The organism is Granulicella paludicola, from assembly GCF_025685545.1.
GTDB lineage: Bacteria > Acidobacteriota > Terriglobia > Terriglobales > Acidobacteriaceae > Granulicella > Granulicella paludicola.
The window spans coordinates 1-14,706 of the sequence record NZ_JAGSYC010000015.1 but is presented as its reverse complement, the minus strand read 5'-3'; the positions used below and the strand labels follow the sequence as shown (position 1 = coordinate 14,706).

Here is a 14,706-nt window from a genome sequence, read left to right as displayed (position 1 = left end):
CCGTCCATAGAGCCGTCCGCCTCATCCATACTGGCCGCCGTTCTCCATCGCGCGTCACCAGCAACGCCCAAACCCCTATGTTTATTGACGCCAGCGAGGTATAGCACTATGTCACTGCTTTCTGCCGCGCGATCTCCAACACGTTCCCGAAGCTGTACCGATGAAAGAGGCTCATGGCGGTGAGGTAGTTCATAAGGGCTTCTGAGTGTCCGGCTTCCAGCTGTTCAATCAGTAACTTGAAGTTGGCGGCAATCAACTCTTGTTTGCTGTTGGTCTTCTTACTGTCGATGGTGGCGATGGTCTGAGTCGTGTTCATGGTGTTGGCTCCTTGTTTCGGCTTTTGCACGTCCGCGTTGAAACGCGGCATGTACATGCCGAATGCCACCTGGCGAAGGCGGGGTAGCAAGGTGCAAGGGAGGGGTCTCCCCACCCGGAGCAAGGCGGAGGGCGAGCGCAGCGAAGGTCTGCACAAGCGAAGCGCGGAAGATTGGGGAAGCCCTTGTCGCCGCGCGAGGGCAGCGCCCTTAGCGTACTTAGCACTTCCGTTACAAAACAGACCGGAGATATGGTTTACAGCGGAGCGCGACGGCGACAATTCCTCAGCTTTGGGCTACCCACGACGATGTTGTATGCCCTGGAAAGAGAGTCGGATCATGGATCAACGTCTTCAGTTTTTGTCGAGTTACCAAAAGGAAGAGATGTCAGTAGCGGACTTGTGTCGTGAGTATGGAATCTCCCGCCCCACGGGCTACCGCTGGATCTATCGCTACAACGAGACGAGGCCGGAAGGACTCGTAGATCGAAGCCGCCGCCCGCATGGTTGCTCCCACGCGACGCTCGAACCAATGGAGAACGCCATCCTCGTTCTTCGGGCCAAACATCCGTCTTGGGGTGCGCGCAAGCTCAAGGCAAGGCTGGAGATGCTACAGCCCGACGTGGTGTGGCCTGCAGCTAGTACATTCGGCAACATCTTAAGCCGTGCGGGCTTGACCAGCCCGCAGAAGAAGAGAAAACGCACCACGCCATGCTCAAAGCCGTTCTCTCTCGTCACGGGCCCGAATCAGTTGTGGTGCATGGACTTCAAAGGCTACTTTGTCACCGGCGACGGTAAGCGATGCGATCCGTTCACTATCACCGACGCGCATAGCCTTTATTTGATTCGTTGCCAGATCGTCTCGCGTATGGATCTCAGCCAAGTCCGAGCAATCTGCGAAGCAGCCATGCGAGAGTACGGGGTGCCCGGGCTTTGCACAAAAACCCTCACTCGAAGCCGACTTCTTGTGCAGGATCGGAGTTTTTTGTGCAGACTAGTCGAAATGGACTTCGACACCTCTGAGTAGGGGATTTTTTTCCTTGATCGATGAGATGACAAATGAATGCATCGACTGACGTTAGGATGGAGGCTATGCTCACGGCTCCTCAAATTGAACGGCTTTGGGAAGACAAAATGAACGCCGAAGCGCGGTCCTGCTATTTTGCAGAGCTGGCAAGCCGCGAGAGCGGTATAAAGCGGTTCATCGTGGGAAGCACTTTCATTCTCAGTTCAGCCGCAGTGGTGACCCTTCTCTCAAAGGTATCCACATGGGTTTCAATCCTTTTTACGGCTACAATTGCACTTGCAAACGGCTATCAAATTGCCGTCAGTCAGGACAGCAAGATCAAGACTGCCGGGAAACTGCATATCGGATGGTTGCAGCTTCAGAACGAATACGACAGACTCTGGTCTCATACGCATGACAAAGATGCCGAATCGGAATTGAGGCGACTTCAAGACCGAGAACAGGAACTCTCTGAAACGGCGGCTACAGAGATCGGACATAACGAGAAAATTTGGTTGAAGTGGCTGGACATCGTTCACAAAAAGCATGAAGATGCTCCCTATGGCGACAAACAAAACCCAACCAGCCCCACAACAGGGGAAGAGAAGTAGTTGGCCTGCATCGCCAACTAAAGGCCCTAAAGCCCCTCCGCCACCACCACCCAAGAAGGACAACTAGCAACGACCGCGAAGCCCTCCGCAAAAGAGGGCTTCGTCTATTTGGTTTTTGATGGGGATTGTTGTTTAGGAGGAGGCTGTGGAGGTGGTGGCCCCTTTTGGGGTGGGGTAGGCCAACTGTCTTTTGCTAACGTTTCACCCTTGTTAGTGTTTGTCATGCACCCGAGTATCCGCCTCTACCAGGCCGGTGTCTAGCCTATCTAAGTTAGGGCGATGAGGCGTGAGAGTACCCCACCCCCTTATCCAGCCTAAGTGCGTATGTCGCTTACCGACACCGAGCTACCACCAGAACTGCCTTCTGACCGTTCGGCGGGCCGTTCCTGGTGAGCGGGCTCGCTGGAGCTTTCTGAGCCGGTGCGTAGGGCGGTACTGGCGGCTGACCGGGCAAACAGTGCGGGGTTCTTGGGGATGAATAGTGCGGGCCGTTGTTTGGGCATAAAGTCTCCTATGGAAGGAGTTCTGTAGTTCTGAACAGTGGTCAATGGCAGCAGTTCCCAGCAAGTTATCTGCAACGCCATTCATACAATGCCAGTTGCAGGGCATGGAGCCGGGTGGCTGGGCTATTGCTGATCAACAGCGTAACTAAACCAGTTGGAGCGCAACTAACTAGTTGCGAAAGCGCAGAGTTGCGCTACACTTGTGATGTCACGTTGGCAGAAGCCTACATTGCGTGGAGATGCACCAAGCTGCATGGAACACCAATGAACGGCTGTAGCAATGCCAGCAAATGCAAGTCTTGTAACACGCAAAACAAACCCGGCCACGCTGTAACGTGACCGGGTGGTTGTAGATGAAAGTGCTTTACCAAGTGAACGTCGGAAAACCGAGAAGGCTCCCTTTGGCGAGGGGGCCTCTCTTATTGAAGGTTATCGCCATCTTCCCGCTGTCCGGCTATCTGCGAGTCAGGCTACTCATAACAACATGCGGTGATACTACCAGCCGGAACCTCGCGACTGTGGATAAGTCAAAGAAAAATAAGTACGTGAAACGCTTTCAAGCGTATCTTTATGCCCATGAACGCACCGACTATCACTCACGGACTGAAGCAAATTGGTTTAGGACAAGGAATGGTCCTAGGCATCGTCATCATTGCGGTAGGAGCCTTCCTACTGGGAGATAAGCAGCGCAGGGAACAAGTTTTGGATGGACTTTTCGGCTAGAGGGCCACAAAAATGACAACCGGACTCGATGGGAGATCGCGCGATAAGAATCCGCCTAAAGCTGGGGAAATCCGTCAAAAGCGAGGCGACACGCTAAATCAAAACTTGCCTAAGCCAATACCAGGATTCGCGCCTTCGACTACGCTGGCGAAGATGCGTGAGAAAACTGGCAAGGTTAGCGAAGCAGCGGTGCGTAAGGCTTCAGAGAAGAGCGCGAAATGAATATCGAATGGGAAAACTATATAGTCAATGCAAGTCCAACCCATGGCGATGGCGAAGCGTGAGTAGTCGTAACGGTTAGCTTGCAAGGCGTTGAGCCTCGACTAGCCGACAGCAAATGGCTTACCTATCGTGAGTTTCGAGATAGCTTGGCAAACGTATTCAAAACGCCCGAAAGCCTTCCAGCCCTTCATGATGATCACATTCGTGAAGGTCGGAATATCGTAATCTACATGTTCGTATCGCCGGATTCGTTTATTCAAGCAGGCTTCGCGGATGCAGAGCAATTCTCGGGGAGTTTGAGCTAATCGCAGACTCAATATGCGGGTCAGACATCAAAAACTTCGTAATGAATTGCTATTGGCTCCTGCGAACGGTTCTCCATTATGAGATACCAGTCAAGACCTAGCGCGGGTTTGAGGTGCATGGTTTTGTTTAGCTTCGTCTTTTGAAGATAGGTAAAGAGATCGGCTGTCCTATCGCTTCTGAAATTTTCTAAGAATGCTGCGGATACGCCATAAACGTCAGTAAGTCCGCTCGCTTCAAACTTGATTTTGATATCTTGCTTTTCCGGTCCACCATAAAGAACTTTAGTGAACTTGCCCGCCGACAGGATTCTCGTAGACATCTTTACTCTTCCTCCTCCGGGGGTAGTGTTGGGGTTGCCGGTACACTCGACATTGCCTGAGGGAGCGCGTCCATCTCCGCATCCTTTGGAGTCGGGATTCGTTTGATCCCCCAAGCTTCCTGTACTTCTTCCAAGAAGGTTCGCACGGTCTGATAGAAGAGTGGGATCATGAGGATAAGAACGATCTTCCAGTTGTTCGCCAGGAAGGTAATCACGTCTTGTTGATCCTTTGTAAGCGATCCACGATAGAAATGATAGCCAAAGCGGAAGGCCAAGAGGGCGACCCCAAGCACCAAGAGGCGTTCGCTTACCTTTACGCACCAGTCCAATGCTCGGCAGATCCAGCCCGGGGTCGCCGCCAGGAAGTTGACCAAATGAATTCTCCGGTTCACTGGAAGGATTATACGTTGAAGGTACGGGGTACTTTGAGAACCTCATATTTAGAGAAGAGAAAGTCAGTTCACGCCAGCTTTCCAAACTTAGCGTCAATCCCAAACTCATGCATCGACTGAATCACACAGCAGATGTTGTGGCATAGGAACTTGCACAGAACCTCGTTCCGCTGAGCCACGAACGTCTTGCTGCGGACCCCTTCGCCAAACTTGGCCTTCACGGACATAAACGTGCTCTCCACGTTCGACCGCTTGTGATAGTGGGTCAGGTACTCGTCCCGGTTGTAGCTGTATAAATGGAACATCCGGCCCCAGACGCCCTTATTCGACTTCGCAGCGGTGTTCCTCTTGAACGCCAAGTACAGAGTCGCCCCGACCGCAGCGATGGCGTTCATATTCGTCTGGCTGAGGTAGCCATCGCGTTGGGAAAAGCCCGATAGTCCTGACGGCCCGAAAATACTGCCCAGGCGATGCGCGCGAGCTTGTTCGTCACGGCGACGATCAACACGTTCTTCGGGGCTCTTATCTCCAGCGCTGTCATCTATCCACCCATGGCGATGCGGTCTCGCTTCGATCGCAGCATAACGGCCCGAGCGCCATTTACCAGGATCTTGCGGGGATAGCAGTTGCCGCGTTTGCTGATCCCATATAGCTTCGCCTCAGTTTTCACTAGGTCGTTCGACGTGATCCAGCACAAGGAACGAGACTGGTGCCCGCTGATCTTGTAGCTTCAGCCCAAGCTGCTCCTTGAGCGCCTGCTGAAAGCCAGGGCCACCCGAATCTACGGTTGCATATGAGGGCCGCGGATCGGGAGTGTAGTCCAATACGAAGTCATAGCCTCCGGTCAACCCAGTCTGATCAACCGCAGGACGCCCCAGATTTCCCCAGCTTGAGAGCGAGCTTGCGATCAGCTTCATGGAAACGTTGGATCCACCGAAGCTGTAACGATCCTGAGCGCTTGCGGGAAGGCCAAGGATACCGTTGCAGACCTGGGGAAATCCTCCCTTCCGTGTTTGCAGAGGCTCTTCGGTTTGCTTACCATCAGAATCCGTCTTTTTGAGGGTGCCTACGCAGGAGGAGTCTGATGGATGTTGCCTCAGCATGGGACCGAGAACGCCTGGTCTGCTGAGGCCAAGAGCGAATACCCTTACCTGTTTGTCTTCATAGTGAGCTGCCAGCCCGAAACGTTCTGCCAAAAGGGTCCGCATCATAGAGCGCAGCTGGTCCTTGGTCACGTTGGCCTTTTCGGTGCGTGCTTCGATACTATAACGATCATTGAGCACCCAATCCGAAGCGACCTTCTGAATCGCAGCTTCTTGGTAATCGGTCAGCTTATAGGCAAACACTATATAAGTGATCAAGGGGAAGTTTTTCGCCCTGAGGAGGCCGTGGCTATCGAAGTAAACATTACCAGGCCCCAGCGGGACATTTGAACTTTCTTCAGTCTCTTTGCTGGGTCGTACCCCGGCAACATCGAACGCTAGATTTTCGCTTGCTTGTGGTGCCCACGGTCCTGCATCGAGCACAGATTGCGCCTGCGCTGGCGGTGGGTTCATGAATCCGAACAGGACAGGGACGGTAGTGACCAGAATCCCCGCGACTCCGAGTAGCAGCTTCCGCGTGAGATTCAGAGTTGCTGACGGAGAATTACAGAGTATCCTTTGAATACGCCCCTTTAGATCCCCTCCCGTCATGCCGGCCATGAGGTCACCCGACGCATCAATCTGAAGTCTGCAGACGTCCAGTATGCTGCGTGCGTACGTTTCAGTATCTACGCCTGACTCCACGACCATCTCGTCGCAGGCTCGTTCGCGTTCATCCATCAACTTTGCTCTGATCAGCCATACCGCAGGATGGAACCACAACACTGCGTGCACAATGGCGTGGAGGCTTGCAGTAAGATTGTCTCGACGTCGGACATGACATAACTCGTGAGCATAGATCGATTGCAACTCCCGATCATCCAATCGACTTATGAGCATTTTAGGAAGCAAGATGGTGGGCTTAAAAAGCCCAACGACACCAGGATCGATAGTGTCCTCGCAAAGGAGGACGGGTACGCCACACACCTCTTCCCATGGATGGCTGCGACTGACGATATCGCTGAGGCGGAGCCAACCTCTCATCCAGACAATTAACATTACTAGCGTGCCAATGCCCCATAGCGTTATGCATACGGTCCAGATGTCAGCGCTTCGAAATGCTTTCGGCGCGTTTTGATTGACCATCGAGGAAACGGCTTGAATAGGAACGGCATATGCTTCAACCGACCGGTTTATTACACCGTCTAAAAGCAAATGTGGAACTGGCGCGGAATGCACGATAACATGCCGTAGAGCTTGCCCTACAGAAATAAGGAGCGAAAAGGGCAAGAGAAACTTGATGGAGGCAAGCATCCAGAGCCGATAGCGAAGACTTGCTCGGTTCCTTCTTAGTGCCAGGGCCAAGAGCCACATCAGCAAAACAAATGCTGTGGATTGCAAAAGATTCGCTATCAGGCCGCTCTGCATATCGAGCACCATCACCACGAAGTTCCTCATGCTTGCTGCTCCTTTCGCTTAGTCCGAAGCACGTTCTCTGCTTCCTTCACGTCCTGAAGGGATAGTTTGCCGGACTGCACAAGGTGCGCCATCACTGGCTGCGTGTCCCCGCCGAATATTGCGAGCAGATCTTCTATAAGAGCCCGCTGGGCCTTCTCGCGTGTAATTCGTGGCTCGAAGAGATAAGCATTTCCGGCTTGGCCACTGCGCGAGACGGCACCCTTACCCTCCAGTCGAAAAATTGTCGTTTGCACAGTGGTGTATGCGGGACACTTTTGTCCCGGAATAGCTTGCTGAATCTCCCGGACAGAACTTGCGCCCCGGCTCCAAAGGATCTCCATCAACTGATACTCGAGCTTAGATAGTTTGACGCCTTTCGGCATGATTCCCCCTTACATGCGTAGTAGTGTAACCTACTACGCATGTAGGCGGTTGATTCGGTCGCCGCTCCGGAGGTGTCGACGACAAGATGAACACGTACAGAGAAGAGAAATGGAGCTGGAACCGAATAGGCGAAATCGATTTGATGAGGAGCCTGTCAATTCTTTTCGTACTTCTAAATCACGTCAACATGCGGTTGCTCAGGGCCAAGATGCACTACCTCAAAAGCATTCCAGATCAACGAGCCTAACGCTGGTTTGCAACTGGCAATTCGCCGTGCAGATGCTCTTTGTAATCTCCGGCCAGCTGCGCTCCGCAAATGCGATTAAGTATGACTGGCAAGGTGCATTGAAGGACTTCAACGATCTCGGGGGTAAGCAGAGGCAGACTTTCAAGGGAGGGGATGCAGCGAAGGTGAAGACCTTCTTGCAAAACCGTGTCCGGCCTCAGAAGACCAAAGACTTTCTGAAGTATGCAGGGGGGAGGCGGTGTGGGCTTACCGGTGCGCGTGGGTTTTACGAGCTTTACCGGAACCTGAGTCCATCCAATGACGGGAGTCGGTAAGGGTCGTCTCACAATCTGACGGATTGTTGGAGTGCTGTGAAAGTGAGAAACTGCATTAGCGATGGCAAGATTCACCAAACCGCTTCGAGGGCTGTCGGCTCGTCGGCTCTTGATCTTGGAGAGTCTCCGAGAAAACCCTCCTCAGACCTTGCTGAACGCTTTGTCCTTCGGCTGTACTGTGGCCATCATGCTCGCGTTGTTTGAGGTGAGTCTGCCGCTGCCACATCGCCACATGTGGGTCATTAGCTTCTTGCGCTGGCTAATCGAAGCGATTGCATGGTTCGCACTGCTCGTGTCTCTTGCGGTCATGTCAATCAACAGAGTGTCGCAGGTGAGAGAGCGGACTAGACAGTTCGCTATTTTGAGGATGCTGGGATCGTCATTCACTTTCATTGGGGAGCTTCTAATGGAGGAGACGTTTTTCGTCGCAATCCCCGGTACGTTAATTGGAGTCGCACTCGGGAGTCTCCTCGGCTACTTTTCGGCCTCGGGCGTTCCTGACACCTTCGCCTATCAGGTGGATTATGGAACTTGGTATTTGGCCGGATGCTTTACTGCTATGGGCTACTTTGGCGTTGGCGTTGCGACGGCATGGGTCATCACCAGGCAGCAAGACGTACTGTCGGCGCTTTCGTCGAAGTAGCGAATGAGTGAACAGCGTCAACCGATAGAAATTAGGCCGCAAGTTCCATTGCGAACGGGTCAATAGTCGCGTCCTTCGGAGTTCCGGTCAGGTAGATGGCAGTGACGGCGATGCTGCTGTGACCATCCAACGGGAAACCTGATGATGGTGTACTTTTCCAACATCCGATGGGCATAGGTATGACGAAACTTCTGGAGAAAGAAGTCTTCACATTCATCGTGGTCTGCACATGCTTCGCACTGTCCGAAGTTCATTCCGTTGCTTGCCGCAAGACGCTTGAGAGTCCGTAAGAGGTGGGTGGCGGGAAGGTCACCATGAGTGCCGATGACGTAGATGGTAACCGACCCGGTAGAAGAGTCACAGCAGACTGCGCAAGCAGTGTTCCTACGCGACTTTCTAACCCAGTACCCGGTACCGGACGAGATGCCCGCATGTCCGGTCGGAATGAAGATGCTGTTTGAGATGGCCCGCCGGTATCCTTCGGCGTACGAGATCGCCAAGCAGCGCAGGTTCACCGACCCGCCGTCCACGGTAAACCGGACGATGGGCTGGAAGGAACCCGCGCAGATCGTTCTACAAGGCTAGACGTCGTACTATTCTTGTGTGCCCGGACATTTCAATCACGACATCATCTCGGCCCTTAATAATGCGGCAGTCAAGCTGTTTTGGGAAAAGAAAGACCTGCGGCGAATGTTGAACATTGCCGGAGTCGATGCTGCTCTCATTGCCGCCCAGGACTGGACCGCCTACAAATACCACATCGTTGGACCGATCATCGACCACCTCAACCTCACTCCTGAGGGCATCGGTCCGTTGAGGCGGATACTTCAAGAGACGCTTCTGTACAAAGATGCCAAGCACCTGCTGCGATACACCGACGGTCAAGACCGACGGCGAGATGCTGAAGAAGCTCTCGCAACCCTCCGGGCACTTGTAGAGGCGCACAATGAGGCACGCGCTACCGCAGAAGACGAAGCCGAATCACGTCGGCTGCGAGTTGAAGAATCTCGGAAACAGGCCCGCTTCAATGAACGATTGGAGCAACTGAAGGCGGACTACATGCGCCTTGTCATTGCATCTGATGAACAGGCCAGAGGCATTGCGCTAGAGGCACTTCTGGATGAACTGTTCCTTCTTTTTGAGTTAGCTCCCCACTCATCGTTCAGGCGCAAAGGCGAACAGATTGATGGCTCGTTTCGGATGGACGGAGAGCACTACCTCGTAGAAGCGAAATGGACTGCGCTTCCCAGCAATTTGGGAGATCTGCGCGATCTCGATGGCGCAGTCGGGTCTAGCCTAGACAACACCTTGGGCCTCTTTATCTCAATCAACGGGTTCACCCCCGATGCTCCTGAGGGATACGTGCAGGGACACAGGCCGCGCTTGTTTTGTATGGATGGAAGCGACCTTTACTTGGTTCTGGATCAAAGGATCGATCTCGCAGAGCTGCTAGGCCGGAAGAAAGACTCCGCTGCTCAACGGAGGAAGATTTTCGTCCCAGCAGGCGACATAATCGCGGGAAGGATATGAGGATGTTTTCCTAATGCCTTTGGTGTAACGCGTGTGGAAATAGAGACCTAAAAGTGAAACACCGCGCAAGCGGCTTGGATCCAATCCGGTATAGTGCCGAAGATCGCCATACACTAAGTCCTCATAAGTCGCATTTTCGGCAACTACCCCGCGAACCCTCCGATAAACCCGTTTTTCGACAAATCCACGGTGAGTGCAGCTAATCACCTACTTCATCCCTTTGCCTGTCACAATCGCGGTCCTGGGAAGGAGAAGCTTAGGATTGCCTGTTTTTGATGGGCGGACCAGCGTGCTCATGTGTCCCCATAAGCTAAACCGTCTCCGTACAGGTGATCAAAACCGACACACTCGCGGTCGTGTAGGTGAAGTTCCGGGAAACTACCTTATGAACATTATTGTTAGAGTCCGTCAGCAGGTCTCCGATGTTCGGGATCAATCCCGCTTGATCGGTGCCGAGTGCGACGACTGGAATAAAAATGGGCGGCGATGTTGCGCCGGGGACGGGTGCGAAGTGCATCTCGATTTTCATGCCGCCAGTGTACGCGATCGTCTACCTTCTTAGTGATCTGATGATGGGGTACCTCCCCGCTAGGGCATCGGTGCCTTTGTGGGGCTGGCAAGGGACGAGAAAGTTGTCGGTTAGGTAGGTCACCTGTACCGTCTCAAGAGATCTTGAGCATCCAGCGTGGGCCCTAAAATTTTGCTAATCGGCTCGGACTCGGCAGATATCTCTTCTAGTCCAGCACGCCGGAAAGTCACTTCGAAAGCGAGGAATATCGGGACTATCTCGTTGTGCAGAGTATCGCCGGATCTATCCCTAAGACTCTTCCAATAAGTCTTCTCGATGTCGGGAAGACATGGCAGCACGCACTCCAGTATTTCTTCATTGGAAGCCCCCTCGAAGACACGGCTTAGTTGCCTTCCCGTAATGTCCGAGAGGTCTGTTTCCACTGCCATGCGAGCGATCCGTCTTAGTGTTGCCGGAGAAGCGATGATTGCCAGCAGCAGAGTTCTTTGCTCCTTCGTGAAGCCGGATAACTCCTTGGGTTGAATCTGAATATCGAAGTCGGCAAAGAAACGGAAAGTCACCGGCTGAGGAAGATGCGTCAAAGAGATTTCCATAAGGGCCCTCCGCGGACAGGTTTATCAAATCCGTCGACTCATTCCAAAACAACCCACGCTGTGTCCTCCTAGCATGGGAAAGGACACAACGGCATCCGAATACTTTCCGAGCTGAGTGGCGACGAATCGGGCACGACCGCAAGGGTCGACAGGAACTGCGTAGTTGTAGAACGTAGTGCCGACAGCATCGGACAGAGTCACCTCACCCCTTTTACAAGTGACCGAATCGACCCACGCCGCGATCTCTTCACGGGTGCCAGCTCTCCAGATGAGTCAATGGCAAGATGCGTGATACCGAAGCTCGGGAGACATTCCACCTCGATCAGGAGTTCCGTCTCGTCATCAAACTCAACCGTCAGATAAATCTCTCTAGACTTTGGATAGGGTTCTGAGAGGTAAAATCGGCGAATGCGTTTCCCCGCCACGTCCTCGATGACGAGCACGGCTCGTTTTGGCTTATGCATTTCCATGTCTCCGTTTCCAGAAAGATGAACCAGTTCAACCAATTGAAGTTCGCGTGCTCGCGGGCGTCTTGGTCTTATCCTGAAGTGCAAGATCATCGAATCGCTGTTGAGCAAAGAACTGCAGCCCGGCGTAGAGGTTTTTCACGAACTTAGCCTCATTCTTGAAAGGGACGGATCTCCCGGAAAGATCAAGTTTTTCGCTCATCGCCCAGGTATAGGCGACACAGATCATGAGCTGTCGCGCGCGACTGGCACTGATCCCTCGTAATGCTCCAATATCCGCCGCAGACATGCCCCCATGCACCGAATCGACAAGCATTTGATAGGCCCGCGCGAACCGTGCGCGGCTTTCACGAGGACTTCTTGGCTTGCGGTGACAATAATGAGCTCCAAACTGAAGGGGCGGAGTCTTCCTCGGAAGTCGGGCGGCATACTTGGCTCGAATGACGGCCAATGGAGAAGGATGGGATGGAACGCTATTCTTTGCCACACGCGAATGCTGTCTCCAACGTTGATGAGCTTTTCTCACCATCTTGCCCACAGCATCCTTCCCCGAGATATGCAAACCTAGAGAGGAAGCCCACGCACATGCAAGGACATGAGCATCGATTTTGAGAGCTTTCGCAACTTCCCTGAACTCACCCTCAGTCAGATAACCCTTATTCGCTATGTATCGAGCCAGACAGCGCTCAGTGATATCACCCAGCCTGTCACTCAGCTCCTGATGTGAAATATCCCCACGCAGCATCTCGATTTGCAGGAGCAAGTGATGACAAAAATCCCATTTCATGCCCAGACCTCCAGTGAAGAGACCTATTTGAAAACAAGGGTTTACATGGACGCACGAGGGTGCATCGTCGCGGCTATAGTTAAACCGGGACTAAAACCTGCAAGGATCATAGCGAAAACTCTTGAATAGTTCAATAGTAAAAGACGAAGATCCCAAGAATTTTAGCGACTGGATCTCGCAAGCGGAAGCAGCTCGCATCAGGGGGCTTTCCCAAGAGCGAATACGCCAGTTGGTTCAAAATGGCCGACTCCAAAATCTGGAAGTTGCAGGTCGAAAGTTGGTCAGGCGTTCGGAAGTTGAAAGTTTTACGCCTAAACCAGAAGGCAGGCCAAGAACGACTGCAGCTCCAAAGAAAGCCGCCCCCCCCAAAAAGGCTTCGCCTAAAAAGACCGCACCCAAAAACAAGTCGGATTAGGCTCATTGGGCCGCCCGCTGAGAAGACGTTTCGATACGAAATCGCTCAATTACATGGAAAGGCCATGGACGAACTGCTGTTTGACCTCGGACGGCTTCGCTGCCAACCCCTTCTCAAGATTGACTTGTGGCGCATGGGCGCTTTGGTGGGAGACAACATGCCCCAACGCCAAAGGGAGTGTTTCTCGGTCGTTGGTGAAGAGTTGGGCATCGTGCGCTCCGCGCGAGATAGCAACATAAGCCATGCGATTGTTGAGCAAGTCCTTTGCTCCCAACTCCGTGTCCACATGCACGAGAACACGCGCGGCAGTCTGTCCCTGGCTGGAATGGCTGGTCACCGCATAGCCATGATCGAGATGCGGATGCTTCGCCGCATGAAATTCAATCTGACGGCCATCCTCCATCTTCAAAGCAATGCGCTTCTCAGCTCCAATGCTGGTGATAGTTCCTAGCTCCCGATTGGCGACGCCCAGCTCTCGCGCGGGAGCAGTGAGTTGTACGCGATCACCGACAGAAAAGGCCCGTTCCTCTTCCCGATAGACAGAAACTCCCTGCTGACGACGTGGATCGTAGGTCTGTTCTGAACCGTCCTTCAGTTCGACCGTAAGCCGGTTACCCGCAGCGTCAACGGCAGACACTCGGGCATACTCGCCTTTGCCGATACCTGTTTCTTTTGAGGCGCGGCTGTACCTCAGTACGTCGCCGACCTCGTAGCGCGCCGCCCACATTCGATCCGCTCCGGTCAGGTCCTGGCGTGGCGCCAACACCTGCATTCGATGCTCTTCTCTAGCTACAACCCCTGCGTTTTGCAGTTCGGCACGAATGGCCAGGTTGATCTCTGCGCGGGACCGGTTGTCGGGTGAAACAGCCAGCGTGTTCTCCGGGGACTTCGCGTATTCCCTGGCAATGGCCGCAAGAGCAGGACGCACCGGTGCGGATACACCGATACGTCCCTAACCGCACGTCGCCCCAAGGAGGCAACGCATGGCTACTCCCCACGTTACACGCCCGCCCCGCACCCAGCCACAGCCCTTCCCGAAGTCCACCATCTACTTCACCGTCGCCTCTCTCAACCGCGAGCTTGAGTTCGCCATCGAGCACCTCGGCAAGCTCCGAGAGTTCAAGTTCAGACGCGAACCGATTGACGCCATCATCGCCAAGATAGAGGAACTGAGATGCTGGTCGAACTCCGAGTTTTTGGAGATTCAGAGCGAGCGCGAAGAGAAGGAGATTCTCCCCTGGGAGAAGCTGAGCCTTGCCTACGACGCCACATGGCAAGACCCCAACGATGTCCTGATCGAAGCCGACCGCATCCGCCGGGACCGCGCCGCTGACGACGTGATCCGCGAAGTCGAGCGGCGGCAGAACGCAGCCAAGAAGAAGCCCAGCAAGTGACTTCGAACGAAGCTCTGACAGGGCCGGACAACGTCCGGCCTTGTTCGTTTTGCATTCGAGTTTCCGGCTGCTGCTGGCCGCTCTAAGCCGACAGGCTTAGGGATGGTGTCTACCTCACCGCGCCGCCTCTGGCCCCGCCCATGCCGCCCGATGGCTCCGCAGTCGCACTCCGGTTCTCTTGAGAACGGAGGAGCAGACATGCTCCTCATGACCAGCTAACACCCGCAGCGGAGGCGTCGGTCAGGGCCGCGCGTCCTTCAGCGCGCCGCGTAGCGGTCGGAGCGCAGCGGAGAGCCTTGACGGACGACGGAGCGCAGGGTATATCGGCCACGAACGCCCCGTGGAGTGCCCGGCGTTTTTTGAACCAGTTGCTTTGATAGAAACTGGCAATCAAGGAGCGAACGATGGCACGGCGGAAGAAGCATACGCCTGAGCAGGTAGTGAACCTGCTGCGGCAGATAGAAGTGG

The 14,706-nt window shown here is 53.9% G+C and carries 16 protein-coding genes and 2 pseudogenes; 6 read left to right on the top strand and 12 right to left on the bottom strand.

What is annotated here, in order from left to right; all coding sequences use genetic code 11:
• Positions 1-121 precede the first annotated feature (121 nt).
• Positions 122-316: pseudogene (locus OHL14_RS01115) on the bottom strand (DUF1738 domain-containing protein); the annotation flags it as partial.
• 313 nt (positions 317-629) lie between these two features.
• Here OHL14_RS01115 and OHL14_RS01110 point away from each other — a divergent pair.
• A pseudogene (locus tag OHL14_RS01110) lies at positions 630-1,241 on the top strand (helix-turn-helix domain-containing protein); the annotation flags it as partial.
• Between the two features lie 164 nt (positions 1,242-1,405).
• A complete protein-coding gene (locus OHL14_RS01105; protein WP_263377462.1) occupies positions 1,406-1,930 on the top strand; it encodes a hypothetical protein in 525 nt (174 codons plus the stop codon).
• 1,773 nt (positions 1,931-3,703) lie between these two features.
• Here OHL14_RS01105 and OHL14_RS01100 read toward each other — a convergent pair.
• The 5 genes from OHL14_RS01100 to OHL14_RS01080 form a co-directional block, all read right to left on the bottom strand.
• Positions 3,704-4,003, bottom strand: coding sequence for a hypothetical protein (locus tag OHL14_RS01100; protein ID WP_263377461.1), 300 nt, complete (start codon positions 4,001-4,003; stop codon positions 3,704-3,706).
• A 2-nt stretch (positions 4,004-4,005) separates the two neighbouring features.
• Positions 4,006-4,395, bottom strand: a complete 390-nt coding sequence (locus OHL14_RS01095) for a hypothetical protein (RefSeq protein WP_263377460.1) — start codon at positions 4,393-4,395, stop codon at positions 4,006-4,008.
• A gap of 68 nt (positions 4,396-4,463) precedes the next feature.
• The gene (locus tag OHL14_RS01090; RefSeq protein ID WP_263377459.1) at positions 4,464-4,790 is read right to left on the bottom strand and encodes a hypothetical protein; all 327 of its coding nucleotides are present in this window, start codon (positions 4,788-4,790) and stop codon (positions 4,464-4,466) included.
• Between the two features lie 264 nt (positions 4,791-5,054).
• Entirely contained in the window at positions 5,055-6,935 is a 1,881-nt protein-coding gene (locus OHL14_RS01085) for a M56 family metallopeptidase (protein WP_263377458.1), read from the bottom strand.
• The gene (locus OHL14_RS01080; protein WP_263377457.1) at positions 6,932-7,318 is read right to left on the bottom strand and encodes a BlaI/MecI/CopY family transcriptional regulator; all 387 of its coding nucleotides are present in this window, start codon (positions 7,316-7,318) and stop codon (positions 6,932-6,934) included. The genes OHL14_RS01085 and OHL14_RS01080 overlap by 4 nt, the downstream gene beginning before the upstream one ends.
• A 623-nt stretch (positions 7,319-7,941) precedes the next feature.
• Here OHL14_RS01080 and OHL14_RS01075 point away from each other — a divergent pair.
• From OHL14_RS01075 to OHL14_RS01065, 3 genes are all read left to right on the top strand, one after another.
• On the top strand, positions 7,942-8,523 hold the full coding sequence (locus OHL14_RS01075) for an FtsX-like permease family protein (RefSeq protein WP_263377456.1): 582 nt from the start codon (positions 7,942-7,944) through the stop codon (positions 8,521-8,523).
• A 333-nt stretch (positions 8,524-8,856) separates the two neighbouring features.
• The gene (locus tag OHL14_RS01070) at positions 8,857-9,108 is read left to right on the top strand and encodes a hypothetical protein (RefSeq protein ID WP_263377455.1); all 252 of its coding nucleotides are present in this window, start codon (positions 8,857-8,859) and stop codon (positions 9,106-9,108) included.
• An 18-nt stretch (positions 9,109-9,126) separates the two neighbouring features.
• Positions 9,127-10,053, top strand: coding sequence for a hypothetical protein (locus OHL14_RS01065; RefSeq protein WP_263377454.1), 927 nt, complete (start codon positions 9,127-9,129; stop codon positions 10,051-10,053).
• A 310-nt stretch (positions 10,054-10,363) separates the two neighbouring features.
• On the opposite strand, the gene OHL14_RS01060 is transcribed toward OHL14_RS01065, so the two are convergent.
• The 5 genes from OHL14_RS01060 to OHL14_RS01040 form a co-directional block, all read right to left on the bottom strand.
• Positions 10,364-10,582, bottom strand: a complete 219-nt coding sequence (locus tag OHL14_RS01060) for a hypothetical protein (protein WP_263377453.1) — start codon at positions 10,580-10,582, stop codon at positions 10,364-10,366.
• Positions 10,583-10,701: 119 nt separating this feature from the next.
• Entirely contained in the window at positions 10,702-11,175 is a 474-nt protein-coding gene (locus tag OHL14_RS01055; protein ID WP_263377452.1) for a hypothetical protein, read from the bottom strand.
• Between the two features lie 197 nt (positions 11,176-11,372).
• Entirely contained in the window at positions 11,373-11,639 is a 267-nt protein-coding gene (locus OHL14_RS01050) for a hypothetical protein (RefSeq protein WP_263377451.1), read from the bottom strand.
• 34 nt (positions 11,640-11,673) lie between these two features.
• Positions 11,674-12,429 carry a hypothetical protein gene (locus OHL14_RS01045; RefSeq protein ID WP_263377450.1) on the bottom strand — a complete coding sequence of 252 codons (756 nt, stop codon included), beginning with the start codon at positions 12,427-12,429 and terminating at the stop codon, positions 11,674-11,676.
• A 464-nt stretch (positions 12,430-12,893) separates the two neighbouring features.
• Positions 12,894-13,772, bottom strand: coding sequence for a hypothetical protein (locus tag OHL14_RS01040; RefSeq protein ID WP_263377449.1), 879 nt, complete (start codon positions 13,770-13,772; stop codon positions 12,894-12,896).
• A gap of 55 nt (positions 13,773-13,827) precedes the next feature.
• On the opposite strand from OHL14_RS01040, the gene OHL14_RS01035 reads away from it, so the two are divergent.
• Positions 13,828-14,238 carry a hypothetical protein gene (locus OHL14_RS01035; protein ID WP_263377448.1) on the top strand — a complete coding sequence of 137 codons (411 nt, stop codon included), beginning with the start codon at positions 13,828-13,830 and terminating at the stop codon, positions 14,236-14,238.
• 257 nt (positions 14,239-14,495) lie between these two features.
• Here OHL14_RS01035 and OHL14_RS01030 read toward each other — a convergent pair.
• On the bottom strand, positions 14,496-14,706 hold a 211-nt coding region (locus OHL14_RS01030), incomplete at its 5' end, for a hypothetical protein (protein ID WP_263377447.1).